This window comes from Methylobacterium terricola, assembly GCF_006151805.1.
In the GTDB taxonomy this organism is placed as follows: domain Bacteria; phylum Pseudomonadota; class Alphaproteobacteria; order Rhizobiales; family Beijerinckiaceae; genus Methylobacterium; species Methylobacterium terricola.
Map to the genome: position 1 here is coordinate 156,548 of NZ_VDDA01000010.1, position 24,730 is coordinate 181,277.

At 70.7% G+C, this 24,730-nt stretch carries 20 protein-coding genes; 10 read left to right on the forward strand and 10 right to left on the reverse strand.

What is annotated here, in order from left to right; all coding sequences use genetic code 11:
- Nucleotides 1-483 precede the first annotated feature (483 nt).
- Nucleotides 484-1,620: an acyltransferase family protein gene (locus FF100_RS20965; RefSeq protein ID WP_139037682.1), complete on the forward strand. Its 1,137-nt coding sequence runs from the start codon at nucleotides 484-486 to the stop codon at nucleotides 1,618-1,620.
- A gap of 4 nt (nucleotides 1,621-1,624) precedes the next feature.
- On the opposite strand, the gene FF100_RS20970 is transcribed toward FF100_RS20965, so the two are convergent.
- Nucleotides 1,625-2,476, reverse strand: a complete 852-nt coding sequence (locus FF100_RS20970) for a type 1 glutamine amidotransferase (protein WP_139037683.1) — start codon at nucleotides 2,474-2,476, stop codon at nucleotides 1,625-1,627.
- 202 nt (nucleotides 2,477-2,678) lie between these two features.
- On the opposite strand from FF100_RS20970, the gene FF100_RS20975 reads away from it, so the two are divergent.
- Nucleotides 2,679-4,886 (forward strand): transglycosylase domain-containing protein, encoded by a 2,208-nt coding sequence (locus FF100_RS20975; RefSeq protein ID WP_139037684.1) that lies wholly within the window; start codon nucleotides 2,679-2,681, stop codon nucleotides 4,884-4,886.
- A gap of 110 nt (nucleotides 4,887-4,996) precedes the next feature.
- On the opposite strand, the gene FF100_RS20980 is transcribed toward FF100_RS20975, so the two are convergent.
- The 4 genes from FF100_RS20980 to FF100_RS20995 all read right to left on the reverse strand — a co-directional run bounded on the left by FF100_RS20980 (nucleotide 4,997) and on the right by FF100_RS20995 (nucleotide 8,469).
- Complete coding sequence (locus FF100_RS20980) at nucleotides 4,997-5,980, reverse strand: Brp/Blh family beta-carotene 15,15'-dioxygenase (RefSeq protein WP_139037685.1); 984 nt, start codon at nucleotides 5,978-5,980, stop codon at nucleotides 4,997-4,999.
- Nucleotides 5,981-5,984: 4 nt separating this feature from the next.
- On the reverse strand, nucleotides 5,985-6,746 hold the full coding sequence (locus FF100_RS20985) for a bacteriorhodopsin (RefSeq protein ID WP_139037686.1): 762 nt from the start codon (nucleotides 6,744-6,746) through the stop codon (nucleotides 5,985-5,987).
- Between the two features lie 509 nt (nucleotides 6,747-7,255).
- Complete coding sequence (locus FF100_RS20990; RefSeq protein ID WP_139037687.1) at nucleotides 7,256-7,921, reverse strand: DUF2155 domain-containing protein; 666 nt, start codon at nucleotides 7,919-7,921, stop codon at nucleotides 7,256-7,258.
- A gap of 131 nt (nucleotides 7,922-8,052) precedes the next feature.
- Nucleotides 8,053-8,469 (reverse strand): NADH:ubiquinone oxidoreductase subunit NDUFA12, encoded by a 417-nt coding sequence (locus tag FF100_RS20995; RefSeq protein WP_139037688.1) that lies wholly within the window; start codon nucleotides 8,467-8,469, stop codon nucleotides 8,053-8,055.
- Nucleotides 8,470-8,970: 501 nt separating this feature from the next.
- Between FF100_RS20995 and FF100_RS21000 the strand changes: the two genes are divergently transcribed.
- Nucleotides 8,971-12,723 carry a vitamin B12-dependent ribonucleotide reductase gene (locus FF100_RS21000; protein ID WP_139037689.1) on the forward strand — a complete coding sequence of 1,251 codons (3,753 nt, stop codon included), beginning with the start codon at nucleotides 8,971-8,973 and terminating at the stop codon, nucleotides 12,721-12,723.
- A 138-nt stretch (nucleotides 12,724-12,861) separates the two neighbouring features.
- On the opposite strand, the gene FF100_RS21005 is transcribed toward FF100_RS21000, so the two are convergent.
- The 4 genes from FF100_RS21005 to FF100_RS21020 all read right to left on the reverse strand — a co-directional run bounded on the left by FF100_RS21005 (nucleotide 12,862) and on the right by FF100_RS21020 (nucleotide 15,947).
- Complete coding sequence (locus FF100_RS21005) at nucleotides 12,862-13,248, reverse strand: RidA family protein (RefSeq protein WP_139037690.1); 387 nt, start codon at nucleotides 13,246-13,248, stop codon at nucleotides 12,862-12,864.
- 42 nt (nucleotides 13,249-13,290) lie between these two features.
- The gene (locus FF100_RS21010; protein WP_139037691.1) at nucleotides 13,291-13,758 is read right to left on the reverse strand and encodes a cupin domain-containing protein; all 468 of its coding nucleotides are present in this window, start codon (nucleotides 13,756-13,758) and stop codon (nucleotides 13,291-13,293) included.
- 42 nt (nucleotides 13,759-13,800) lie between these two features.
- Entirely contained in the window at nucleotides 13,801-14,214 is a 414-nt protein-coding gene (locus tag FF100_RS21015; RefSeq protein ID WP_139037692.1) for a CCDC90 family protein, read from the reverse strand.
- Between the two features lie 143 nt (nucleotides 14,215-14,357).
- Nucleotides 14,358-15,947 (reverse strand): catalase, encoded by a 1,590-nt coding sequence (locus FF100_RS21020; RefSeq protein ID WP_139037693.1) that lies wholly within the window; start codon nucleotides 15,945-15,947, stop codon nucleotides 14,358-14,360.
- A gap of 177 nt (nucleotides 15,948-16,124) precedes the next feature.
- Here FF100_RS21020 and FF100_RS21025 point away from each other — a divergent pair, with 177 nt between their 5' ends.
- The 7 genes from FF100_RS21025 to FF100_RS21055 all read left to right on the forward strand — a co-directional run bounded on the left by FF100_RS21025 (nucleotide 16,125) and on the right by FF100_RS21055 (nucleotide 24,069).
- Nucleotides 16,125-17,090, forward strand: a complete 966-nt coding sequence (locus FF100_RS21025; protein WP_139037694.1) for a LysR substrate-binding domain-containing protein — start codon at nucleotides 16,125-16,127, stop codon at nucleotides 17,088-17,090.
- A gap of 38 nt (nucleotides 17,091-17,128) precedes the next feature.
- On the forward strand, nucleotides 17,129-18,202 hold the full coding sequence (locus tag FF100_RS21030; protein ID WP_139037743.1) for an AbrB family transcriptional regulator: 1,074 nt from the start codon (nucleotides 17,129-17,131) through the stop codon (nucleotides 18,200-18,202).
- Nucleotides 18,203-18,318: 116 nt separating this feature from the next.
- Nucleotides 18,319-19,884: a threonine ammonia-lyase, biosynthetic gene (gene ilvA / locus FF100_RS21035; protein WP_139037695.1), complete on the forward strand. Its 1,566-nt coding sequence runs from the start codon at nucleotides 18,319-18,321 to the stop codon at nucleotides 19,882-19,884.
- A gap of 87 nt (nucleotides 19,885-19,971) precedes the next feature.
- Nucleotides 19,972-20,877 (forward strand): prolipoprotein diacylglyceryl transferase, encoded by a 906-nt coding sequence (gene lgt, locus FF100_RS21040; RefSeq protein WP_139037696.1) that lies wholly within the window; start codon nucleotides 19,972-19,974, stop codon nucleotides 20,875-20,877.
- Complete coding sequence (locus tag FF100_RS21045; protein WP_425463334.1) at nucleotides 20,868-21,962, forward strand: class I SAM-dependent methyltransferase; 1,095 nt, start codon at nucleotides 20,868-20,870, stop codon at nucleotides 21,960-21,962. The genes lgt and FF100_RS21045 overlap by 10 nt, the downstream gene beginning before the upstream one ends.
- An 81-nt stretch (nucleotides 21,963-22,043) precedes the next feature.
- Nucleotides 22,044-22,820: a peptidoglycan editing factor PgeF gene (gene pgeF, locus FF100_RS21050; protein WP_139037698.1), complete on the forward strand. Its 777-nt coding sequence runs from the start codon at nucleotides 22,044-22,046 to the stop codon at nucleotides 22,818-22,820.
- A 331-nt stretch (nucleotides 22,821-23,151) separates the two neighbouring features.
- Complete coding sequence (locus FF100_RS21055; RefSeq protein WP_139037699.1) at nucleotides 23,152-24,069, forward strand: outer membrane protein; 918 nt, start codon at nucleotides 23,152-23,154, stop codon at nucleotides 24,067-24,069.
- Nucleotides 24,070-24,127: 58 nt separating this feature from the next.
- On the opposite strand, the gene FF100_RS21060 is transcribed toward FF100_RS21055, so the two are convergent.
- On the reverse strand, nucleotides 24,128-24,613 hold the full coding sequence (locus FF100_RS21060; protein WP_139037700.1) for an Lrp/AsnC family transcriptional regulator: 486 nt from the start codon (nucleotides 24,611-24,613) through the stop codon (nucleotides 24,128-24,130).
- Nucleotides 24,614-24,730: the final 117 nt, after the last annotated feature.

Sequence of the window (24,730 nt, forward strand, 5' to 3'; positions counted from 1 at the left end):
CGTCGCACGCGCGAATCCGTCGCGCCCCGGCGGCTCCGAGATGGAAGCGGGGCGCCGCAGGGTCAAGTCCGGCTTGGCCGGTGCGGTTCGTGCGGATCCGACGGGACATCGGCGAAGTCCTGGAGCGCCTGCCCGACCCGCCCTGGCAAGTTCGACATGCTCCTCGTCATGCCGAGGCCGCGAACGCGGAACCCGGGATCCGGAACGGCAAGTCGTCCACGAGAGAACGGATGTCGACCCGCTTCGTTCTCTGACACCTGCGCATCGGGATTCCGGGCGGCACGACGCAGCCCCGCAACGACGAGGCGGGTGTCATGGTCGCCGGTCGACGCAGGCGCTCCCCGGAGGTCGCACACCCGAGCCCGGTTGAAGAACCATCAAGGTAAATCCCGGATTGCCGCATTCCTGGCGATTCGACGGGCCGCCTCTGCCCCGTTCTTTACGTCTCCCTGCGAGCCTCGGGCGGCTTCGTGGAGTCCGTCGATGTCCGCCCGCCCCAACACCGAACCCGTCCTCTCGGTCCGGCCGGACGATCCGGTGCGCCCGCGCGCCGCGTCCGAATCCGGGCGGCTCGCCTGGGTCGACGTCGCCAAGGGCATCTGCATCATCCTGGTGGTGATGATGCACTCCACCCTCGGGGTCGGCGAGGCGATGGGGGGCGAGGGCTTCATGCACCACGTCGTCGAGTTCGCCAAACCGTTCCGGATCCCGGACTTCTTCCTCCTGTCGGGCCTGTTCCTCGGTCGCGTGGTCGACCGCGACTGGCGGCTCTTCGCCGACCGGCGCATCGTCCACTTCGCCTATTTCTACCTGCTGTGGCTGGTGCTCCAGTCTGCGGTGAAATACGCCCAGATCACCGAGGGCGCGGGCCCGGGCGCCTTCCTGGCCCACCTCGCCTACGGTCTCGTCGAGCCGTACTCGACCCTGTGGTTCATCTACCTGCTGGCGGTGTTCTCGGTCGCCGTGAAGCTCCTGCGGCGGGTGCCCGGCCCGGTGCTGCTGATCGGCGCGGCGCTCCTTCAGCTCGCGCCGATCCATACCGGGTCGACCCTGATCGACGAGTTCTGCGAGCGCTTCGTCTATTTCGTCGCCGGGTATCTGTTCGCCGCCCGCATCTTCGCCCTCGCCGACCTGGTCCGGGCGAGGACCGGTCCGGCGCTCCTCGGGTTGGCGCTCTGGGCGGTGATCGAGACCGTGTTCACCGTCCTGCCCTCCGGTATCCCGTCGCGCCCCAATCTCGCGAGCCTGCCGGGCGTGAGCCTGGTGCTCGGGGCCGCCGGGGCGCTCGCCATCGTGGCGAGCGCCGCCCTGCTGACCAAGGCGGGCGGGCCGATCACCGCCGCGTTGCGGGCCTGCGGCGAGCGCTCGATCGTGATCTACCTTGCCTTCTTCCTGCCGATGGCCGGCCTGCGCACCGTGCTGATCCGCAGCGGACTCATCGACGACATCGGGCTGATCTCGCTCTTCGTGACGCTGGCCGCGGTCGCCGTTCCCCTCGCCATCGAGCGGCTGGTCCGCCACACCCCGGCGCGGTTCCTGTTCCGCCGCCCGGCCGCCTTCCACCTCGTCGGCGAAGAGCGGCAGGAGGCGCGGGGCCTCGCCCCCGCGCGCACGGCCTGAGGCCTCAGCGCTTCGCCCCGGCCCTCGGCCGGACCACCCGGTCGAGGAAGTTCGCGATCTCGCGCCGGCGCCGCTCCGGCACCAGCACCTCGGCGGTGACGCCGAGGCGCCAGGCGAGATCGGGCCGCCCCTGCGGGTCGTGATGCAGGTCGCGCAAGGCATCGGCATAGGCGTGGAGCGCCGCCTCGTCGCCGCAGAAACCGGCCTCGACCACGCCCCCGGCGGAGAGCCGCAGCATCGCCGCCACCTCGTCGAGGTCGAGCTCGGGGTGGTACTGCGTGCCCCAGAAGACCCCGTCGCCGAGCCGGATCTCGATCGCCTGGACGTCGAGGCGGTCGTTGCCGGCGAGCACCGTGGAACCCGGCGGCGGGTCGATCACCGCATCGTCGTGGATCGCCGGCGCGTCCCAGGACGGCGGCCTTCCGTCGAGGAGCGGGTGTCCGGTCCCGGCCCGCGTCCGGCTGATGGCGCGGGCGAGACCGTATTCCGGCCCCCGCGGGTTGCGCGCCGCCCGGCCGCCGGCGATCGTGGCGGCGACCTGCACGCCCCAGCACGAGCCGAAGACCGGCACGCCCGCCTCGAGCGCAGCCCGCACCAGATCGCATTGCCGGGTCACGGCGGGACCGCCTTCCTCGACGTGGAGGGTCGAGCCGGTGAGCACCAGGGCGTCGCAATCGGCGAGTGCCCGGGGCAGCACCGCATCGGCATCCGCCGGCGCCACGAGGTGGCAGCGCGCATCCGGGGCCAAGGTGGTCAGGATGCCGGCATAGGTCTGGGCGGAAGTCTTGTCGCAGACCGTGAGATGTGTCTCGCGGCCCGACCGGTCGTTCCCATCCGCCACCAGCAGGTGCAACATGTCGGCTCCTCGTCAGAGCCTGCGCAACGCCCGCTTGCCGGCGCCGTTCCGGCACGGCTTGCCGCAGCCTCCTATTCCACCGGGTAAGTCACGGTGATCCTTGGACAAAATTTCGGTTAACGGCCCTTAAACCCGCCTCATTTAGGGTCTTTTGAGTGCCCCGCGAGGCCGGCATGTCCGGGGCGAAGGGGAACTCGGCAGGATGGCGAAGGGTCGCGAGCGGACAGGTCGGGTCGAGCCGCGCTTCGAGGCGGACGGACCCGCGGACCCGGCGTCCCTCGACCTGCGCCTCTCGCGCGGCGACCGGGCGGGGGGTGACGTGGCCAAAGGTGCTTCCAAAGGATCATCCAGGGGATCCGCCAAGGGATCCATCAAGGGATCCTCCAAGCCCGCCCCGGCGCGGGCCCTGCGCGCGGCCGCGCCGCGGCGGCGGCGGCGCTCGTTCCTCGGCACCCTCGTCTACGGCACGGTGATCCTCGGCCTGTGGGGCTTGGTGGCGGTGGCCGGCATCGTCGCCTACCACGCCTCGCAGCTGCCCCCGATCGACCAGCTCGCGGTCCCGAAGCGCCCGCCCAACATCGCGATCCTGGCCTCGGACGGCTCGCTGCTCGCCAACCGTGGCGAGACCGGCGGACGCACGGTGAGCATCCGCGAATTGCCGCCCTACCTGCCGCGCGCCTTCGTGGCGATCGAGGACCGGCGCTTCTACGGCCATCTCGGCATCGACCCGGTCGGCATCGCCCGGGCCATCGGCCAGAACCTGACCCGGCGCGGCGTCGCCCAGGGCGGCTCGACCCTGACCCAGCAGCTCGCCAAGAACCTGTTCCTGACCCAGGAGCGCACCGCCTCGCGCAAGATCCAGGAGGCGATCCTGGCGCTCTGGCTGGAGCACAAGTACACCAAGGACGAGATCCTCGAACTCTACCTCAACCGGGTCTATTTCGGCGCCGGCGCCTACGGCGTCGAGGCGGCGGCGCAGCGCTACTTCGCCAAGCCCGCCAAGGAGGTGACCCTGGCCGAGGCCGCGATGCTCGGCGGCCTGGTCCAGGCGCCGTCGCGGCTTGCCCCCAACCGCAACCTCCCGGCCGCCCAGGCCCGCGCCGCCCAGGTGCTGGCGGCGATGCAGGAACTGGGCTTTGCCAAGCCCGCCGACGTGCAGGCGGCGCTGGCAAAGCCCGCCAAGCCGGCTCGCGCCAAGGGCGGCGGCTCGGCCAACTACGTCGCCGACCTCGTGATGGACGTGCTCGACGACTACGTCGGCAAGATCGAGACCGACGTCGCGGTCCAGACCACCGTCGATCCGGCGATCCAGGCCGTGGCCGAGCGGGCCCTGGTCGACGAGCTGAACCAGAAGGGCGCACGCTACAATGTCGGCCAGGGCGCCGTTGTATCGATGCGCCCGGACGGGGCGATCCGCGCGCTCATCGGCGGGCGCGACTACGCCCAGAGCCAGTTCAACCGCGCCACCACGGCGAAGCGCCAGCCCGGCTCGGCGTTCAAGCCCTTCGTCTACCTCGCGGCGGTCGAGCGCGGCCTGACCCCCGACACCGTGCGCGAGGACGCGCCGATCACCGTCAAGGGCTGGAACCCCGAGAACTACTCGCGCAACTACAGCGGCCCCGTCACCCTGCGCGACGCCCTCGCCCACTCGCTCAACACCGTGGCGGTGCGGCTCGGCCAGGAGGTCGGCCCGAAGGCGGTGGTGCAGACGGCGCAGCGCCTCGGCATCACCTCCCCGCTCCAGGCCAACGCCTCGATCGCGCTCGGCACCTCCGAGGTCACGCCGCTCGAACTCGTCGGGGCCTACGCCACCTTCGCCAATGGCGGCATGGGGGTGATCCCCTACGTGATCGCCAGCGTGAAGACGGTCGACGGCCGCACCATCTACAAGCGCGCCGCGAGCGGCCTCGGCCGGGTGATCGAGCCGGGCGCGGTCGGCATGATGAACGCGATGCTGCACGAGGTCTTCGTCAGCGGCACCGCCAAGAAGGGCGACATCCCGGGCTGGGACCTCGCCGGCAAGACCGGCACCAGCCAGGACTTTCGCGATGCCTGGGTGGTCGGCTTCTCCGGCACCCTCGTCACCGGCGTCTGGCTCGGCAACGACGACGGCGAGCCGACGAAGAAGGTGTCGGGCGGCAACCTACCGGTCGAGATCTGGAACCGCGTCATGACCGCGGCCTTGCGCGGCGACAAGGCGGTGCCGCTTCCCGGCGCCGCCCGCTGGCGCCGTGGCAGCAACGCCGTCGCCGCCGCCGCGGCCCCCGGGGAGCCGCAGACCCTCGGCGGGCTGATCGACGACCTCGTCGGCGGCGGCCAGCCTCCGGCGCGGCAGGCACCGCCGCCGCGGGGCGGTGGGCCGACCCGGGAGGACAAGAACTTCCTGGAACGGCTGTTCGGGATCGACTGAGTCGGCGACCGCGCAGTCCTGGCGCGACATCGCTCAGGGCGTAAGCTTCGCCGACGATCGAAGGTCAAGCGCAGTCCCCCGTCTCCCGTCTGGGAGCAGGGGACTGCGTTCTATTCTGATCGAGATCCATCGTGTCCGGCGCCCGCCGGTGTCGTCATCCGGCCCCTCCCCTCCACCCACCGGTCCAACAGCAGGTGCGGCAGGGTCAGCGCCGCGAGGAGCTGGAGCGTGACCGCAAGCAGGCGCGCGGCCGCATCCGCCTGAGGGTAGGTCGGCCACAGCAGGAGGCCGATCAGCAGCGTCAGCCCGAAGACCGGCAGCGCCAGGACCACCGCCCGGCCCATGCCGTCGACCCGGGGCGCCCGGGCCGGATCCTCGGCGAGCGCCCGCATGTGGCGGGGCGCGTGCAGGCAGACGAAGTAGAGCCCGAAGGCGCTGAGCGGCGGCAGGACCAGGAAGGCGAGGCTCAAGGCCCCGAGCTCGGCGAGGAGATCGAAGGACGGCCGGCGGCACAGCCAGACGAGCGCAAGGCCGAGCCATGCCCAGGCGAGGATTGTCCACCAGACCGGCAGGACCGGCATCGCCGTATCGGTCACCACCGCGAAGATCCGGGCGGTCTCGTCCGGTTGGACCAGGGCCGGCAGGGCGATCGGCAGGCCGCCGCGCACCAGCGCCTCGACGGGCCGGCCGGGACCGGCATCCTCGTAGCCGAAATGCAGAACCGAGAGGCCGAGAAAGCCGGCGAGCGTCGCGTCCGGCGCCACCCGCCAGGCGACCAGCACCGCGGCGGTGAGCGCGAGGTAGGGCGCGGCGAAGACCGGGAACCAGGCCCGGCCGAAACGCGGAGCCAGGAAGGGCTTGGCGACCTCGCCGTCGAGGGCGCCGTGTGGGACCCCGAGGCCGATCACCAGGGCGAGCACGGCGGCCCAGCCGGCCTCCCGCGGCAGCAGGGCCGTCGCGGCAAGGAGGGCCGCGGCGGCGGGGAGCAGGCAGGAGGCCGCTCCCCGGGCAAGGCTCGGCCATGGCCCGGGGACGGGGACGGGGATCAGCCGCGCGCTGGCCGGCGCCGGGATCGGGGCGGGCCGGCGCGCCATTGTCCTACTCCGCCGCCGCGAGGTGGGGCCGCGCCGTCGTGGTGACTTTGCCCTCGGCGAGGTCGCGGTCGACCCGCTTGGCGGTCTGTGCCGTAGCCATCAGGCCGTAGACGACCTTCGCTACCAGATCGAGGACCGCGATGATCCCGAGGCCGAGCGCCGGCCCGAGCAGGCCGAGGCCGTCGTCGCCCAGCAGCAGCACGATCGGATAGGCGAGCCAGACCACCGACAGGAACATGGCGTTGCGCATGAAGGACGCACGGACGTCGTCGCGCTCCCGGGCGTTCTCCTCGCGCAACTGCACGAAGATCCCGTAATAGACCCCCAGGAAGGCACCGCAGGAAATCGCGAACCAGGTCCATTTCAGCCACGCCACCTGGGTCAGGCCGAACACGAAGGCGGTGACGATCATGATCAGGTCGGAGCCGATCATGCCCCACACGATCGCCGGGCGGCGCATCCCGCTATGCATCGCGGTGTTGGCGAGGCCGAGCAGCAGCAGCGGCGTCGTGAACGACCAGTCGATGTAGCGGGCGAAGTAGAACGCCCGGGTCGCCGTGCCGGCATCCGGCCCCGCCGGCAGCATCACGCTCCCCTGCCCCGTGGCCATCGCCAGATAGGAGCAGGCCGCGATGATCGGCACCAGGCCGTGGATGATGGTGTCGGCCTCCTCGGCATGGCTACGGCGCTTGCCGATGAATAGGATGAGGGCGGCGCCCACGCTCATGCCGGCGAAGCCGAGCCAGAGCCAAAACTGAGGGGTCATCGGAAAATCCGTCGTTGCTCGGGATTATCGCGACGGCCCGAACGTGCAGCCGCGAGGCGCCGGACAACCGGGTACTCCGCACGAGGTTCCGCTGCGGGACGTGACCCATCCTGCCGCAGGTGAGGAATTGGCGGCATCGCGTGCGATGTCGATCAATCGCAGCGCAGGGAGAACAGGCGCAAGAGGAGGCGGATGTCGTCAAAGCAGCGTTGCGGGCTGCGACCGAGGCCGGGCGACCCAGTCAAAAAAATTTCAGGACGCTTGGGCGGGTCCACCCGATCGTGACCCGGCTTGGCGCAGGGCAGGCGGGCGCCCCTCATCGCGCATCGTCATCGAAAGGACCGGAGGTCATGGCCGGGCATCGACGTTTCGGGCACCCGGCCCGAGCCCGCTCCACACCGGCAATCCGCTCGTTCGGCAGGATGTGGGCCGAACGGGAGGGCGACGACGGAAATCCCGACGCACCCGCACCTGAGACGACCGGACGCGATCCGTCCTCCGCCCGCGCCTCAGCGCGGGTTCGGGTTCATCGGATCGGCGCCGGCCGGCATCGGCCCGTCATTGGTCGGGAAGAAGCGCCGCGACGGCGACTGACGCGGCTGCACCGGCGTGCCGCGCAGAGGCTCGACATCGACCTGGCCCTGGCGGTTGACCTGGCGGGCACGAGGCGCCTCCTCGCCGCCGCGCGCCTGCTCGCGACGCTTGCGGCCCTCGGGCTTGGCGGCGGCCACCGGCGCGTCCTCCTGCTCCTTCGGCTCGGCGATCAGGTCGGTGCCGCCTTTGCAGTCGACGAGCCAGACGTCGTAGATCGGATGCTCGATTGCGTGCAGGCCGGGGCTCGAGGCGAACATCCAGCCGGTGAAGATCCGCCGGTACTTGTTCTCGAGCGTGACCTCGTCGACCTCCAGGAAGGCGGTCGTCTTGGCGCTCTCGGTCGGGGGCCGGGTGTAGCAGACCCGCGGGGTGAGCTGGAGCGCGCCGAACTGCACCGTCTCGTCCACCGCCACCTCGAACGAGACGGTGCGGCCGGTGATCTTGTCGAGGCCGGCGAACACCGCGGTCGGGTTGCGGATCTTGTCGGCCCGGGCCGGCGCCGGCGTCAGAGCGCCGCCCAGCACGACGCCGCCGAGGAGCAGGAAGGCGCCCGCGGCGCGGCGTGCAGTCATGCGGCTCAAACCCGATCGCTCCCGGCTCAAAATCCCGGTCTCCCGCGTCCGGTCACGCGGACGCGCGGGCCGTTCCCGGCCCGCCCGCGATAGACACAAGGAGGATGGTGGAAAAAGGGCGGCCTATTCGCCAGGAACCCTTACTCGCCGGGAACCCACGGCACGTAGTCGCCGGTCGCCGCCGGCCGCTGGCCGTAGGAGAGCTGCGACCCCCGCGGCCGATAGGCCGCCACCGTGCCGGTGAGGTTCTCCTCGTGCGGCTTCTGCCACTCGCGCGGGACGTAGGTCTCCTCGGAGGGCGCCACGTCGGTGGCGTGGCAGAGCCAGCCGCGCCAGCCGGGCGGCACCTTCGAGGCGTCGGCATAGCCGTTATAGATCACCCAGCGCCGCTCCGAGCCGACCGAGGCGTCGATCAGCGGGCCTTGCGCCCGGTAGTACCGGTTGCCGAGCTCGTCCGTACCCACGAAGCTGCCGCGGCGCTTGGTGTAGAATTCCAGGCTGACGGTCGAGCCGCTCCACCAGGTGAAGATCCGAAGCAGGGTGTCTTTCAGCGCCATCGCGACCGTCTCTGGGGCTCGGGCCCGCGGGAATGGGGGGAGGCCCCCTTCGTCGCGCGGGACTATGGTGAGATGGCCCCCGGATGTCCAGCACGTCCCGCGTCGCAGCGAAAATCCGCGCGCCCGGCCCGGCGGCGGTCCGGTTCGGCCCCGGATTCGTCAACGGTCTGTGAACAAGTCGGTGGTCGAGTGGCCTGCGTGCTGTGGGCGACGACGAGCCCCACGGCGATTCTCCCATACCCTCCGCGGGCTTACGCCCCGGTTCGCGGCCATCCACAGGAATCCAGCCCTTAACACTATATGTAGGGAGGAACGGAGTCCGTCGACACTAGTTGTTGACGTGTGGCCGCCAGGGTCGGTAGTTTCCAGGGTAGAGGACGGGCGTTCCCCGAGCGGGGTCGCGCCCCTCCGCCGAGCCTCCAGCGCCCCGCCATTCCTGTAACCGGCGGACCCCGTTTCCATGCGGGCGGTCCCCGGCTGTTCGTGACCGGAGAGTATCCCATGCGGTTCGAGCGTCGCATCACCTCAGCGGGGCAGTCGCCCTATGCCAGCATCCCGTTCCGCAAGGCGGTGAGCGAGATCCGCAATCCCGACGGCTCGGTGGTGTTCCGCCTCGACGGCATCGACGTGCCGGAGGCCTGGAGCCAGGTCGCCTGCGACGTGCTGGCCCAGAAGTACTTTCGGAAGGCCGGCGTCCCGAAGGCGCTGAAGAAGGTCGAGGAGAACGGTGTCCCGTCGTTCCTGTGGCGCTCGGTTCCCGACGAGGCGGCGCTCGCCGCCCTCCCCGAGGGTGAGCGCACCGGCTCCGAGACCTCGGCGGTGCAGGTCTTCGATCGGCTGGCCGGCTGCTGGACCTACTGGGGCTGGAAGGGGGGCTACTTCTCGAGCGAGGAGGACGCCGCGGCGTTCCACGACGAATTGCGCGCCATGCTCGCCCGCCAGATGGTGGCGCCGAACTCGCCGCAATGGTTCAACACCGGCCTGCACTGGGCCTACGGCATCGACGGCCCGGCGCAAGGCCACTTCTACGTCGACTACAAGACCGGCGAGCTGACCCAGTCGGCCACGGCCTACGAGCACCCGCAGCCGCACGCCTGCTTCATCCAGTCCGTCGCCGACGACCTCGTCAACGAGGGCGGCATCATGGACCTGTGGGTGCGGGAAGCCCGCCTGTTCAAGTACGGCTCGGGCACCGGCTCGAACTTCTCCCGCCTGCGCGGCGAGAACGAGCGGCTCGCCGGCGGCGGCAAGTCCTCGGGCCTGATGAGCTTCCTCAAGATCGGCGACCGGGCGGCCGGCGCCATCAAGTCGGGCGGCACCACGCGCCGCGCCGCCAAGATGGTGATCGTCGACATCGACCACCCGGACGTCGAGGCCTTCATCGACTGGAAGGTCAAGGAGGAGCAGAAGGTCGCGGCGCTGGTCACCGGCTCGAAGGTGGTGTCCAAGCACCTCAAGGCGGTGATGAAGGCCTGCGTCAACTGCGAGGCCGCCGGTGACGCCTGCTTCGATCCGGAGCGCAACCCGGCCCTCAAGCGCGAGGTCAAGGCCGCCCGCAAGGCGATGGTGCCGGACGCCGCGATCAAGCGGGTGATCCAGTACGCCCGCCAGGGCTACACCGACATCTCGTTCCCGATCTACGACACCGACTGGGATTCGGAAGCCTACCTCACCGTCGCCGGCCAGAACTCGAACAACTCGGTCTCGCTCACCGACGACTTCCTGCGGGCGGTCGATGCCGACGCGGACTGGACCCTGAGCCAGCGTACGACCGGCAAGCCGGCCAAGACCGTCAAGGCGGCGGAGCTGTGGGAGAAGATCGCCGAGGCCGCCTGGGCCTCGGCCGATCCGGGCCTGCACTTCAACACCACGATGAACGACTGGCACACCTGCCCGGTGGGCGGGCGGATCCGGGCCTCGAACCCGTGCTCCGAGTACATGTTCCTCGACGACACCGCCTGCAACCTCGCCTCGGCGAACCTGCTGGCGCTCTACGATCGCGCCGCCAAGCGCTTCGACGTCGAGGGCTACGAGCACCTGTGCCGGCTCTGGACCGTGGTCCTCGAGATCTCGGTGCTGATGGCGCAGTTCCCGAGCCGCGAGATCGCCGACCTCTCGTACAAGTACCGCACGCTCGGCCTCGGCTACGCCAATATCGGCGGCCTGTTGATGACCATGGGCCTGTCCTACGATTCCCGTGAGGGCCGGGCGCTGGCCGGCGCCCTCACGGCGATCATGACCGGCGTGTCCTACGCCACCTCGGCCGAGATGGCGCGCGAGCTCGGTCCCTTCCCGGCCTACGAGGAGAATGCCGACGCGATGCTGCGGGTGATCCGCAACCATCGCCGGGCCGCCCATGGCGAGGCGACGGGCTACGAGTTCCTCAACACCAACCCGGTCCCGCTCGACCATGCCGGCTGCCCGCAGGGCGAGCTGGTCGAGCACGCCAAGGCGGCCTGGGACCGGGCGCTCGCCCTCGGTGAGGAGCACGGCTACCGCAACGCCCAGTCCACGGTGATCGCGCCGACCGGCACGATCGGCCTCGTCATGGATTGCGACACCACCGGCATCGAGCCCGACTTCGCGCTGGTGAAGTTCAAGAAGCTCGCCGGCGGCGGCTACTTCAAGATCATCAACCGGGCGGTGCCGGACGCCCTGCGCAGCCTCGGCTACCGCGAGGCGGAGATCGCCGAGATCGAGGCCTACGCCGTCGGCCATGGCTCGCTCGGCCAGGCGCCGGCGATCAACCCGGGCTCGCTCCGGGCCAAGGGCTTCACCGACGACAAGATCGCCGCGGTCGAGGCGGGCCTGAAGTCGGCCTTCGACATCAAGTTCGTGTTCAACCGCTGGACCCTCGGCGAGGACTTCCTCACCCAGACCCTGACGGTGCCGGCCGACAAGCTCGCCGACCCGTCCTTCGACCTGCTGAGCTTCCTCGGCTTCAGCCGCAAGGACATCGAGGCCGCCAACGTCCATGTCTGCGGGGCGATGACGCTCGAAGGCGCGCCGCACCTCAAGGTGGAGCATTACCCGGTCTTCGACTGCGCCAATCCGTGCGGCCGGATCGGCAAGCGCTACCTCTCGGTCGAGAGCCACATCCGCATGATGGCGGCGGCGCAGCCGTTCATCTCGGGGGCGATCTCCAAGACCATCAACATGCCGAACGACGCCACGGTCGAGGATTGCAAGAACGCCTACCGGCTGTCCTGGACCCTGGCGCTGAAGGCCAACGCCCTCTACCGCGACGGCTCGAAGCTGTCGCAGCCCCTGAACGCCGCCCTGATCAGCGACGAATCGGAGGACGAGGACGAGACCGTCGAGGCCATCCTGGCCCAGCCGGCGGTCGCCAAGACCGTGTCGGTGACGGAGAAGATCGTCGAGCGGATCGTCGAGCGCGTCGAGCGCCTGCGCTCCCAGGAGAAGCTGCCGAGCCGCCGCAAGGGCTACACCCAGAAGGCCAAGATCGGCGGCCACACCATCTTCCTGCGCACCGGCGAGTACGACGACGGACGCCTCGGCGAGATCTTCCTCGACATGAACAAGGAGGGCTCGGCGCTGCGGGCCTTCATCAACAACTTCGCGATCTCGGTCTCGCTCGGCCTGCAATACGGCGTGCCGCTGGAGGAGTACGTCGACGCCTTCACCTTCACCCGGTTCGAGCCGGCCGGCTTCGTCCAGGGCAACGACGCGATCAAGAACGCCACCTCGGTGCTCGACTACGTATTCCGCGAGCTGGCGATCTCGTATCTCGGTCGCAACGACCTCGCCCATGTCGACCTCTCGGAGATCGGCAACACGGCGAGCGGCATGACCCCGGCGAAGCCCTCCGCCTCGGACCCGGTGCCGGCCCACAACGTCGTGTCGCGCGGCCTCCTGCGCGGCTCCGGCGACCGGCTGACCCTGATCCATGGCGGCCCCGGCGGCACCACCCCCGGCGTCGCCGCCCCGAGCGCGGGTCAGACCGCGCCGGCCGGCGGCACCGTCCACGCGGTGCGGGGCGCGGTGGCGCTGAAGACCGAGCCGAGCCTGGCCGGCAAGGTCGAGGCCCTGGTGGAGGCCCTGCCCTTCACCAAAGCGGACTTGGCCAAGCCGGAGACGGCGGCCGCCGGCCGCAGCGTCTCGGACCGTCGCGCCGAGGCCCGGATGAAGGGCTATGTCGGCGAGGCCTGCCCGGAATGCGCCAACTTCACCCTGGTGCGGAACGGGACCTGCCTGAAGTGCGACACCTGCGGTTCGACGACCGGGTGCAGCTGACGGCCGGTGACGGCCTGCGCCGGATAGATCCGGCTTGGTGAGATCGGGGGCGCGCGGTTCGACGAGGACCGCGCGCCTCTCTTCTTTCGGAGGATAGCCGTACTCCGTTCCTGGCGCATCGACTCGGCAGGCGCCGCGTCAGGCCCCAGAGAGCGCCGCCGTCACCTCGATCTCGACCTTCATCTCCGGCCGCAGCAAGCCTGCGACCACCACCAGGGTCGCGGCGGGGCGGATCTCGCGCAGCACCCGGCCGCAGACCGTCAGCACCGCCTCGGCGTCCGAGCGGTCGGTGACGTAGTAGGTCGCGCGCACGACCTGCTCCAGCGACGAGCCGGCCTGCTCCAGCACCCCCGCGATGGTGCGCCAGCACGCCTCGGCCTGGGCGCCGGCCTCCTCCGGCATCGTCATCGCGGCATAATCGTAGCCGGTGGTGCCGGCGACGAACACGACGCCGCCCTGCACCACCGCGCGGGAATAGCCGTAGTCGTGCTCGAAGCGCGAGCCGCCGTCGATCCGCCGCCGCATGTCCCCTGCCCTCCCGATTCGTGACCGGGCGAGCATGCCGCGTCAGCCGACCTCGCTCCAGCCCGCAAAGCCCGCGAGCGGCTCCTGGTCGTAGGCCGCCATCAGCGCCCGCATCGCGCCCTCGTCCCGCAGGCGGTCTTCCGCCGCGAGGGCCGCCAGCCCTTCGAAGAAGCCCTCGCGGTGGAGCGCCGGGGTGAAGGTCAGGGTGAAGCGCACGGGAGTGTCGCCGCGATTGGCGAAGGCGTGCGGCTCGCCGGGCCGTACCAGCACGAAATCGCCCGGCCCCGCCGTCACGTCGCGCTCGCCGAGCCGCAGGGTGAGCGCGCCGTCATGGACCTCGAACGCCTCGGTGAGCCGGGCGTGGCGATGCAGCCCGGCCCCGGGCGAGCGCGCCGCCAGGGTGACGGCGTAGATGCCGATCGCGTCGCCGGTGGAGTCGCTGCGGGCGAGGTAGCGCACCCGCATCCCGCCGATGGTGACGCCGGTGCCGGGTTCGGGAGTGATGTCCATGGCGGGGCTCCTGGGCGTGAGAGCGCCCGGGACAACGCCGGTTCAGGGCTTCAGGATGCGGACCAGGGTGATCATTGCCCCGATGATAGCAACCGTCTGCAGGCCGACTGCACCGACCATCCATTTGATGATGTCGGCTTTCGCATCTGCGACCTGAGACTTGATCTCGGCCCGGAGGGTCGCTTCGGTCGTACGGAGATCGTTGGCGACAACCTTGATCTCGGCACGTAGGCTCGTCTCGACGCTCGTGATCTCAGCACGCAGACTCGTCTCGACCGCCTTGATATCGGCGCGTAATGCCGATTCTGAAGCCTTCACGTCGGCCTTGGTCGCGAGATCACCCTGCACCGCCTCGGAGATCGCCTCGGCGAAGCCCTCGGCCTGATCGGGCGACAGCTTCGCCTTGTCCCGCAGGGTGCGGGCGAGCTTCAGGGTGTCGAAGACAACGGCGGTCATACAGAACGTCCGGGCACGCGACCGTGCCGGGAATGACGGTAGCACCGCGTCGGTTCCGCCACCATCCTTCCCCAACGTAAAAACCCCGCCCGGATCGCTCCGGGCGGGGCTCGTCACTTACTCAAACCATCAGACCTGAGGCCTTACTCGGCCGCGACCTTATGGGCCTGGGTGCCGTCGGTGTAGGTCTCGGCGGCCAGGCGCTTGTGCGGGGCGGCGCGGCCCGGCAGCGGCGGCAGGGCCTTGGCCTTCTCGAGATCGATGCCGGCGCCCTCGGCGACGCGGCGGCCGTAATCCTCGTCGGCGTGCCAGAAGTGCCAGACCATCCGGAGCTGGATCGCCTCGGGGCACTCCTTCATGTCGGCGACCAGGTTGGCGATCAGGTCCTCACGCTCCCACTCCTCGAAGGAACGGTAGCGCACGCCGGCCTGGGTGTAGTCGTCCTCGGTGCGGCTGGTCTGATAGCGGCCGAGCTTGCCCTCGACCGGCTGGTGGTACTCCTTGGCGGGCTTCGGCGCCTCGCGCAGGCCCTGGCCGATGGTGCTCGGCTCGTAGTTGATGTGCTTGTTCTCGCCGACGCCGTCGACGTAGAACGTCATCTGGCCGTCGCGCTGGTTGGTGCTGGTCTTCACGCCCGGCGCCGGCGCGTTGATCGGCAGTTGCAGGTAGTTCGGGCCGACGCGGTAGCGCTGGGTGTCCGAGTAGGACAGGGTGCGCCCCTGGAGCATCTTGTCGTCCGAGAAGTCGATCCCGTCGACGAGAACGCCGGTGCCGAAGGCCGACTGCTCGACATCGGCGAAGAAGTTGTCCGGCACCCGGTCGAGCACCATGCGGCCGCAGGGCAGCAGCGGGAACTGGTCCACCGGCCACAGCTTGGTGTCGTCGAGCGGATCGAACGACAGGTGCTCGTTCGGGCCGTCCGGCATGATCTGCACCGCGAACTCCCACTCCGGGAAGTTGCCGGCGGCGATGTTGTCGTACAGGTCCTTCGTCGCGTGGCCGACGTCGCGGCCCTGGATCTCGGCGGCCTGGGCCGAGGTCAGGTTGCGGACGCCCTGCTTCGGGATGAAGTGGAACTTGCAGAGATGGGCCACGCCCTGGTCGTTGACCAGCTTGTAGGTGTTGACGCCCGAGCCTTCCATCTCACGATAGTTGGCCGGGATACCCCACGGCGACTTCAGGTGGGTCACCATGTGGATCGACTCGGGGTGCGCCGCCACGAAGTCGAAGAAGCGCCAGGCCTCCTGGCGGTTGGTCACCGGATCGGGCTTGAAGGCGTGGATCATGTCCGGGAACTTGATCGCGTCCCGGATGAAGAAGACCTTCAGGTTGTTGCCGACGAGGTCCCAGTTGCCGTCGACGGTCTTGAACTTCACCGCGAAGCCGCGCGGGTCGCGGGCGGTCTCCGGGCTCTCCTTGGCGCCGGCCACGGTCGAGAAGCGCACGAACATCGGCGTCTTCACGCCGGTCTCGTTGAGGACGCGGGCGCGGGTGTACTTGGAGGCCGGCTCGCCGCCGATCGTACCGTAGGCCTCGAAATAGCCGTGGGCGCCGGCGCCGCGGGCGTGCACCACGCGCTCCGGAATGCGCTCGCGGTCGAAATGGGTGATCTTCTCGATGAACTGGTAGTTCTCGAGGGTCGCCGGGCCCCGCTCGCCGACCGTGCGCAGGCTCTGATTGTCGCGGACCGGGTGGCCCTGGCGGGTCGTCAGGATCGGGCGTTGGTCGCTCATGGAAACTCCTCTGGCGTGCAGGCGCAGGGTGCCGAACCGGGACCCCGCGCGAGGAACCGCTCACATAGGGTGCCCGCCGACGGGGCAACACCCTGGAACTGGTCTCGCTCCAACCTATGACCGCTGCGTGACCCGAAAACAAATGCATCGTTGCGAAGTTTATGATAGACGCAGCCTATGAACGTTTCCGGTCTGTCCCTGCGGGACCTCGAATACGTCGTGGCGGTCGCGGATGAAGGCCATTTCGGCCGTGCCGCCGAGCGCTGCGCCGTGAGCCAGCCGACTCTGAGCGTCCAGGTGCGCAAGCTGGAGGAGGCGCTCGGGCTCACCCTGTTCGAGCGCTCGAACCGCCGGGTCCTGCTGACCCCGAGCGGACAGGCGGTGGTGCGCCAGGCGCGCGCCGTGCTGGCGGAGGCCCGGACCCTGCTGCTGCTGGCGCGCGAGGGGGCGGGCCACGGCCTGCGCGGCCGCCTCGTCCTGGCGGCGATCCAGACGCTCGGGCCCTACCTGTTTCCCCAGGTGCTGCGTGGGCTGCGCCAAGCCTTCCCGCACCTCGCGCTCTCCTTGAGCGAGGGCCGCACGGCCGACATCCTCGATGCGCTGCGCGAGGGCCGGGCCGACGCGGCATTGATCTCGCTGCCGATCCCCGATTCCGGGCTGACCGTCGCGCCGCTGTTCGACGAGCCGTTCCTGCTCGCCTGCCCGTCCGAGCACGCCTTCGCGAGCGGCGAACCGCCGGCGCCCACCGACCTCGCCGGACCCGACCTGCTGCTTCTCGACGAGGGCAACTGCCTGCGCGACCAGGCGGTGGCGGCCTGCGGCGCCGGCCCGGCGAGCGGACGCCACGCCACCAGTCTCGAGACCCTGCGCTCGATGGTGGCGGCGGGGGCCGGCTACACCCTGCTGCCGGCACTCGCCGCCCCACCCGGGCCGGACCCGACCGGGCTGACGGTCTGCCGCCGCTTCGGGCCGCAGGGGCCGAGCCGCACCATCGCGCTCGCCTGGCGCGCCAGCGACCCGCGCGGCGACGGCCTTGCCGAACTCGCGGCCTTCTTCCGCCAGCATGCGCCGCACGCAACGCTGCCCCTCGGGCAGGCCGAGGAGGCCGGCGCCGGTCGCGAGACCGGGATGATTCGCGTATAGCGGCACGGCGAATCCCAAAGCCCCCGACCATGGACGCCATGCACCCCGCCTCGACGGATCTCCGCCGCACGCTGCCTCGCGCGGCGGCTCTCTGGGCGGGCCTCGTCCTGGCCTCGGCGGTCATCGCGGGCCTGTTCCACCTCGCCGGCTTCCCGGCCGCCCTGCTGCTCGGGCCGATGCTGGCGGCGATCGCCTTCGGGGTGCGGGGCGCGCCGATCCGGGTGCCGAAGATCGGCTTCCAGGCCTCGCAGGCGCTGATCGGCTGCCTCGTCGCCCACGCGGTCAACGCCTCGATCGCCGCGACGCTGATGGAGGACGGGCTCCTGATCATGGCGGTGGTCGGCGTCACGGTGGTGGCCGCGGCGACGACCGGCTGGGTGCTGACCCGCATCCGGCTCCTGCCCGGCACCACCGCGGCCTGGGGCTCCTCCCCGGGCGGGGCCTCCGCCATGGTGGCGATGGCCGAGGAGTTCGGCGCCGATCCGCGCCTCGTCGCGTTCATGCAGTATGTCCGCGTCGCCTGCGTGGCGCTGACCGCCTCGGTGATCGCCCGCTTCCTGGCCGGCGGGGCCGGCGGGGCGCCCGGGACCGGCAGCGACGCGACCCCGCTCGCGGTTCTCGGCACGCTGGCGGTGGCCGGCATCGGTGCGTGGCTGGGCCTGCGCCTGCGCATCCCGGCCGGCGCGCTGATCGGCCCGCTCGTCCTCGGGGCGGCGCTGCACGCCACCGGGCTCGCCGACATGGCCCTGCCGTCCTGGCTGCTCGCCATCGCCTATGCCGGCATCGGCTGGACGGTGGGCCTGCGCTTCACCCCCGCCACCGTCAGGGCGACCCTGTTCGCCCTGCCGGGCGTGCTGGTCGCGACCTTCGGGCTGATCGGGCTCTGCGGCCTCTGGGCCTGGGGCCTGACCTTCTGGCTGCCGATCGACTTCCTCACCGCCTACCTGGCGACGAGCCCGGGCGGTCTCGATTCGGTGGCGATCATCGCGGTCGGCACCCATTCGGACGTGTCCTTCGTCCTGGCGGTGCAGACCCTGCGGCTCCTCGTCGTCATCATCACCGGCCCGATGGTGGCGAAGTGGATCTCCCGCAGTGCCGGCGGGCCCCGCTGAGGCGGAATCGCCGCAGTCAAGCTCGCATCCCCCAGGGAAACTCGTTATTGGAAACCCGCTATCCCGACGCCCCATCCCCGGCGAGCCGCCCTCGCCCCTGAACACTGATCGAAGCCGTGCACGACTACATCAAGAAGATCCTGGGCGCCCGCGTCTACGACGTCGCCATCGAGAGCCCGCTCGACCCGATGCCGCGCCTGTCGCAGCGCCTCGGCGCCCGGGTGCTGCTCAAGCGCGAGGACCTGCAGCCGGTCTTCTCGTTCAAGCTGCGCGGCGCCTACAACAAGATGGCCGGCCTGCCCGCCGACGCGCTGGCCCGCGGGGTGATCTGCGCCTCGGCCGGCAACCACGCTCAAGGGGTGGCGCTCGCAGCGGCCCGCCTGGGGATCCCGGCGGTGATCGTGATGCCGCGCACCACCCCGGCGATCAAGGTCGAGGGGGTCAAGTCCCGCGGCGGCCAGGTGGTGCTGCACGGCGATGCCTTCGACGAGGCCTACACCCACGCCAAGACCCTCGAGGCCGCGCAGGGCCTGACCTTCATCCATCCCTACGACGATCCGGACGTGATCGCCGGCCAGGGCACGATCGGGCTCGAGATCCTGCGCCAGCACGGCGACCCGATCGAGGCGGTGTTCGTGCCGGTCGGCGGCGGCGGCCTCGCCGCGGGGGTCGCGACCTTCATCAAGTTCATGCGGCCGGAGACCAAGGTCATCGGCGTCGAGCCGGCGGATGCCGCCAGCATGAAGGCGGCGATCGAGGCCGGCGAGCGGGTGATGCTCGATTCGGTCGGCCTGTTCGCCGACGGCGTCGCCGTCCGCCAGGCCGGGGAGGAGACGTTCCGGCTCTGCCGCGAGCATCTCGACGAGGTCATCACCGTCGACACCGACGCGATCTGCGCCGCCGTGAAGGACGTGTTCGACGACACCCGGGCGATGTCCGAGCCCTCCGGCGCCCTGGCGCTCGCCGGCCTCAAGGAATACGCGGCGCGGGGCAGCGTCGCCGGCACCGGGGCGCTGGTGGCGGTCAACAGCGGCGCCAACCTCAACTTCGACCGGCTGCGCCACATCGCCGAGCGGGCCGAGATCGGCGAGCGCCGCGAGGCGCTGCTCGCCGTCACCATCCCGGAGCGGACCGGCAGCTACCGCGCCTTCATCCGGGCGCTCGGCCGGCGCGCCATCACCGAGTTCAACTACCGCTACGCGCCGGGCGCCGAGGCGCAGATCTTCGTCGGCGTGCAGCTCGCCGGCGGCCGCTCGGAAAAGCAGGCCCTGATCGAGGAGCTGCGCCACCTCGGCTACGCGCTGGTGGACCTGAGCGACAACGAGATGGCGAAGCTCCATGTCCGCTACATGGTCGGCGGCCGGGTGCCGGGGCTGACCGACGAGCGGCTCCTGCGCTTCGAGTTCCCGGAGCGGCCGGGGGCGCTGCTCAAGTTCCTCGACAGCCTCGGCGTGACCTGGAACATCTCGCTGTTCCACTACCGCAACCACGGCGCCGATCACGGCCGGGTGCTCGCCGGCATCCAGGTGCCGGAGGCCGAGCGCGGCCGCTTCGCCGCAGCGTTGGCCGAACTCGGCTACGAGCATCACGACGAGACCGACAACGCCGCCTATCGGCTGTTCCTCGACGGCCAGCCGCGGGAGGTGTCGATCCGCGGGGCCGCGGTGGCGCCGGCGGCGTGAGGCTGCCCTGATGCCCTATGGCGGTCATGCTTTCGCGGCATGACCGCCGCTTGACGCCGCCCCGCCACCGGTCCACCCCATCGCCCGATGCCCCCGCTCCTCGCCCTGCCCTTCCCCGCCATCGACCCCGTCGCGGTCGCGATCGGGCCGCTGCAGATCAAGTGGTACGCCCTCGCCTACATCGTGGGCCTGGTGGGCGGCTGGTACTACGCCAAGCGCCTGATCGCGGCGCCCTCCCTGTGGGGGGCGGTGCGCCGGCCGACCGCCGTCGACATCGACGACCTGATCGTCTGGGTGGCGCTCGGCGTCGTCCTCGGCGGGCGCATCGGCTACGTGCTGTTCTACAATCTCGCCGCCTATCTGGCGCACCCGGCCGAGATCCTGGCGATCTGGCGCGGCGGCATGTCGTTCCACGGCGGCTTCCTCGGGGCGGTGCTGGCGCTGCTGCTCTTCGCCCGCCGCCGCGGCCTCAACCCTTACGCCATGCTCGACCTCGCCGCCGTGGTGGTGCCGATCGGGCTGTTCTTCGGCCGGCTCGCCAATTTCGTGAACGGCGAATTGTGGGGCCGGCCGGCGCCGGATTTCGCCTACGCCATCGTATTCCCGAATGGCGGGCCGCTGCCGCGCCACCCGAGCCAGCTCTACGAGGCGGTCGCCGAGGGGCTGGTGCTGTTCATCGTGATGGCGGTCGCGGTCCGGCGCGTCGGCTTCCGCCGGCCCGGGCTGCTCGGCGGCCTGTTCGTCGTCGGCTACGCCATCGCCCGCACGGCCTGCGAGTTCTTCCGCGAGCCCGACCCGCAGCTCGGCTTCCTGTTCGGGACCCATGTCGGGGCGCTCGGCGGCGGCATCACCATGGGGATGCTGCTCTGCGTGCCGATGCTGCTGGTCGGCGCGGTCTTCATCGTGCGGGCGTTGCGCGGCGACACCCGGCCGCGGGCACGGATCGACGAGGAGGCGACCACGCCCGACTCGTCGGAGGCGAGATCCGCGTGAGCGAGACGCCGCTCCTCGGCGAGCTGCGCCGCCTGATCGCGGTCGAGGGGCCGATCACCATCGAGCGCTACATGGCGCTCTGCCTCGGCCACCCGGTTCTCGGCTATTACCGCACCCGCGATCCCCTGGGCGCGGCGGGCGACTTCACCACCGCGCCGGAGATCAGCCAGATCTTCGGCGAGCTCATCGGCCTCTGGACCGCCGAGGTCTGGCACGGGCTCGGGCGCCCGGCGCCGTTCCGCCTGGTCGAGCTCGGCCCCGGCCGCGGCACCCTGATGGCCGATGCCCTGCGGGCCCTGCGCGCCGCCGCCCCCGACTGCCTCGCGGCGGCCGACCTCCACCTCGTCGAGACCAGCCCGACCCTGCGCGCCGCGCAGGCGCGCGCGCTCGCGACGGCCGCGCCGACCTGGCACGACGATATCGGCACCCTGCCGGCCGGCCCGGCGATCCTCATCGCCAACGAGTTCTTCGACGCCCTGCCGGTGCGCCAGTACCAGCGCACCGATCGCGGCTGGTGCGAGCGCCGGGTCGGCCTCGACGGCGACGCCCTCGCCTTCGGGTTGAGCCCGGACCCGACGCCGGAGATCGCCGCCGAGGGTGCGCCCGGCGCGATCCTGACCCTGCCGGCGGTCGCCCTCGACGTCGCCCGCCGCCTCGGCGACCGGCTCGCCCGCGAGGGAGGCGCGCTGCTCGCCATCGATTACGGCGACCTCTACGGCGGCACCGCCGACACGCTCCAGGCGGTGGCCCGGCACCGTTTCGCCGATCCGCTGGAAGCCCCCGGCGAGACCGATCTCACCGCGCAGGTCGATTTCGCCGCTCTCGCCCGCGCCGCCGCAAGCGCCGGCGCCACGGTGCACGGGCCGGTGACGCAGGCCGATTTCCTCCTCGCCCTCGGCCTCGCCCAGCGGGCCGAGCGCCTGGCCGCGCGGGCGAACCCGGTCCAGGCCGCCAGCGTGAAGGCCGGGGCCGACCGCCTCATCGACCGCTCGACCCGCGGCATGGGCCACCTGTTCAAGGTGATGGGGCTCGCCGGGCCCGGCCAGCCGGGCTTGCCAGGGTTGCCGGGCTTGCCAGGGTTGTAGACTGACCCGGGTTCTAGATACGCGCTTTCGACACGTGTCCCGGCGATCCTGCGGGACACCTCCCGCCAGGACGATCCCGCGATGTTCATCGAAGCGCCCGAGCTCAGCTCCCATGCGGGCCTCCGCCACGCCTTCTTCACCCGCGAGGGCGGCGTGTCGCAGGGGCTCTACGCCTCCCTCAACGGCGGCCTCGGCTCCGGCGACGATCCCGCCCATGTGCGGGAGAACCGCCGCCGCATGACCGCCGAACTCGGCGTCGCGCCGGAGAACCTCGTCAGCCTCTACCAGATCCACTCGCCCGAGGTGGTGGTGGTCGAAGCCCCCTTCGCGGAGCGGCCCCGCGCCGACGCGATGGTGACCCGGGTGCCGGGGCTCGCGCTCGGCATCCTCACCGCCGATTGCGGGCCGATCCTGTTCGCCGATCCGGAGAACCGGGTCGTCGGCGCGGCCCATGCCGGCTGGAAGGGCGCGCTCACCGGCGTGATCGAGGCGACGCTCGCCGCCATGGAGGAGCTCGGCGCCGAGCGCGCCTCCACGGTCGCGGTGCTGGGCCCGACGATCGGACCGTCCGCCTACGAGGTCGGCCCGGAATTCCGCGAGCGCTTCGAGGCTGCAGGCGCCGACAATGCCCGCTTCTTCGCGCAAAGCCCCGAGCGCGACGGCCACAGCCTGTTCGATCTCCCGGCCTACATCGTCGCGCGGCTCGGGCGCGCCGGCCTCGGCGAGGTGGCGAATCTGGGCCTGTGCACCTATTCCGACCCGGAGCGCTTCTTCAGCTACCGCCGCACCACCCACCGGGCGGAAGCCGATTACGGCCGGCTCGTCTCGGCGATCGCGATCGAACCCGACGCCCTGTGACCGCCGCGTCGCCGGGGCGGCGCAGCCTCGAATCGACCCGGCGAATCGCTCGTTCCAGGTGACGTTCGGCATTCATTAGGATTGCTCCGGCAAGCGTAGCAAAAAAATATGTGCGCACGTGAACCTTGACCGTTCGCGCGCGTTGAAGGGGTAAGGAGCCAAGGGAAGGCTCGCGATGAACAGCCATTAAGGCCGCGGTGAAACTCACCAGCGTTGTCGCGAGGACACAGCTTTCCCGGAGCTACCGGGGTATGTCGGGGACACTGCTTCGGTTGACCGCCGACCCGCAAACGGGCGCCGTCGCCGCGGCATAGTAGGAAGGACCAGTACCATGAAGTCGCTTCTCAAGAGCGCTACCGCCCTCGCCGGCATCGTCGTCGCCGGTTCGGCTTTCGCTGCCGACCTGCCGCGTCGCGTTGCTCCGCCGCCGGTCTTCACCCCGGTTCCGGTCTTCACGTGGACGGGCTTCTACGCCGGTTTCAACGCTGGCTACGGCTTCAACACCGCTGACACCCGCGCCCCGACCGTCGTCGGCGTGCCGGCCGGCACCACGCTCGGCAACACCGTGTTCGTGAACGCCGCCGGCGCTCCGACCAGCGGCGTGCTCGCCTTCGGCAACCGCAACAGCAACGACGGCTTCGTCGGCGGCGGCCAGATCGGCTACAACTACCAGTTCACCCCGGGCTCGGGCGTGGTCGTGGGCATCGAGGCCGACGCCCAGTACGTCGATTTCGGCCGTGACCGCAACCGCTACGCCTTCGCCACCGCTCCGGGCGGCGGCGTCGTTCCGGGCACGCTGGTCTTCAACCCGAACGGCATCTCGGGCCTCGACTTCTTCGGCACCGTCCGTGGCCGCCTCGGCTACGCCTGGGATCGCACCCTCGTGTACGCCACCGGCGGTTTCGCCTACGGCTCGGGCGGCGGTCGCGACTTCGGCCTGACCAACAGCTCGCGCGACGACTTCCAGACCGGCTGGGTCGTCGGCGGCGGCGTCGAGTACGCTCTGCCCACCGACTCGTTCCTGAACTTCTTCCGTTCGTCGGCCGTGACCCTCAAGGTCGAAGGCCTGTACGTGAACCTGGATCAGGGCAACCGCAACAACGGCGTGTTCGCGCAGACCACCAACGGCACCCAGTACTCGGTGTTCTCGCCGGGCGTGGTGTCGGTCGGCCCGGCCAACCTGTACCGTCGCGAGACCGAGTTCGCGGTCGTCCGCGCCGGCCTGAACTACAAGTTCAACGGCTTCTAGTCGTCACACTCCGTCCCCCGGACGGAGCGGAGCCCGGCCTCACGGCCGGGCTCTTTTTTTATGCTTTGGCACCGGTCGGCACCTTCACGCTGAACTTCACCTCGCGCAGGGCGAAGTTGGAGTGGATCTGCTGCACCGCCGGGCAGGAGAACACCGCCTCCTGCAGGAAACGCTCGTAGTGCTGCGCGTCCCGCACCACGACCCGCAGCAGGTAATCGGCCTGGCCGGTGGTCGAGAAGCATTCGAGCACCTCGTCGCGGCCGCCGATCACCCGCTCGAACTCGGCGACGCCGGCGCGGTCGTGCTTGGCCAGCGTCACGTGGGCGAAGACGCATTGGCCGTGGCCGAGCGCCGCCGCATCGACGAGGGCGACGTAGCCGCGGATGATCCCCCGCTCCTCCAGCGCCTTCAGGCGCCGCCAGGTCGGCGAGGTCGACAGGCCGATCCGCTGGGCGAGATCCTGCACCGAGAGCCGCGCATCGTCCTGCAAGGCGTCGAGGATCGCCCGCTCGAAGCGGTCGGGTGCGTCGGCGCGGTCAGGCATGAGCATGTCCCGGATCGGTGATTTTCGCCCCGTTCATACCTCCGCCACCGCTTTCGTGGAAGCAAACAGGCAGGTTTTGCCCGGCAGTCCGGCATAGCCTGGCGGCCGAGGAGATCC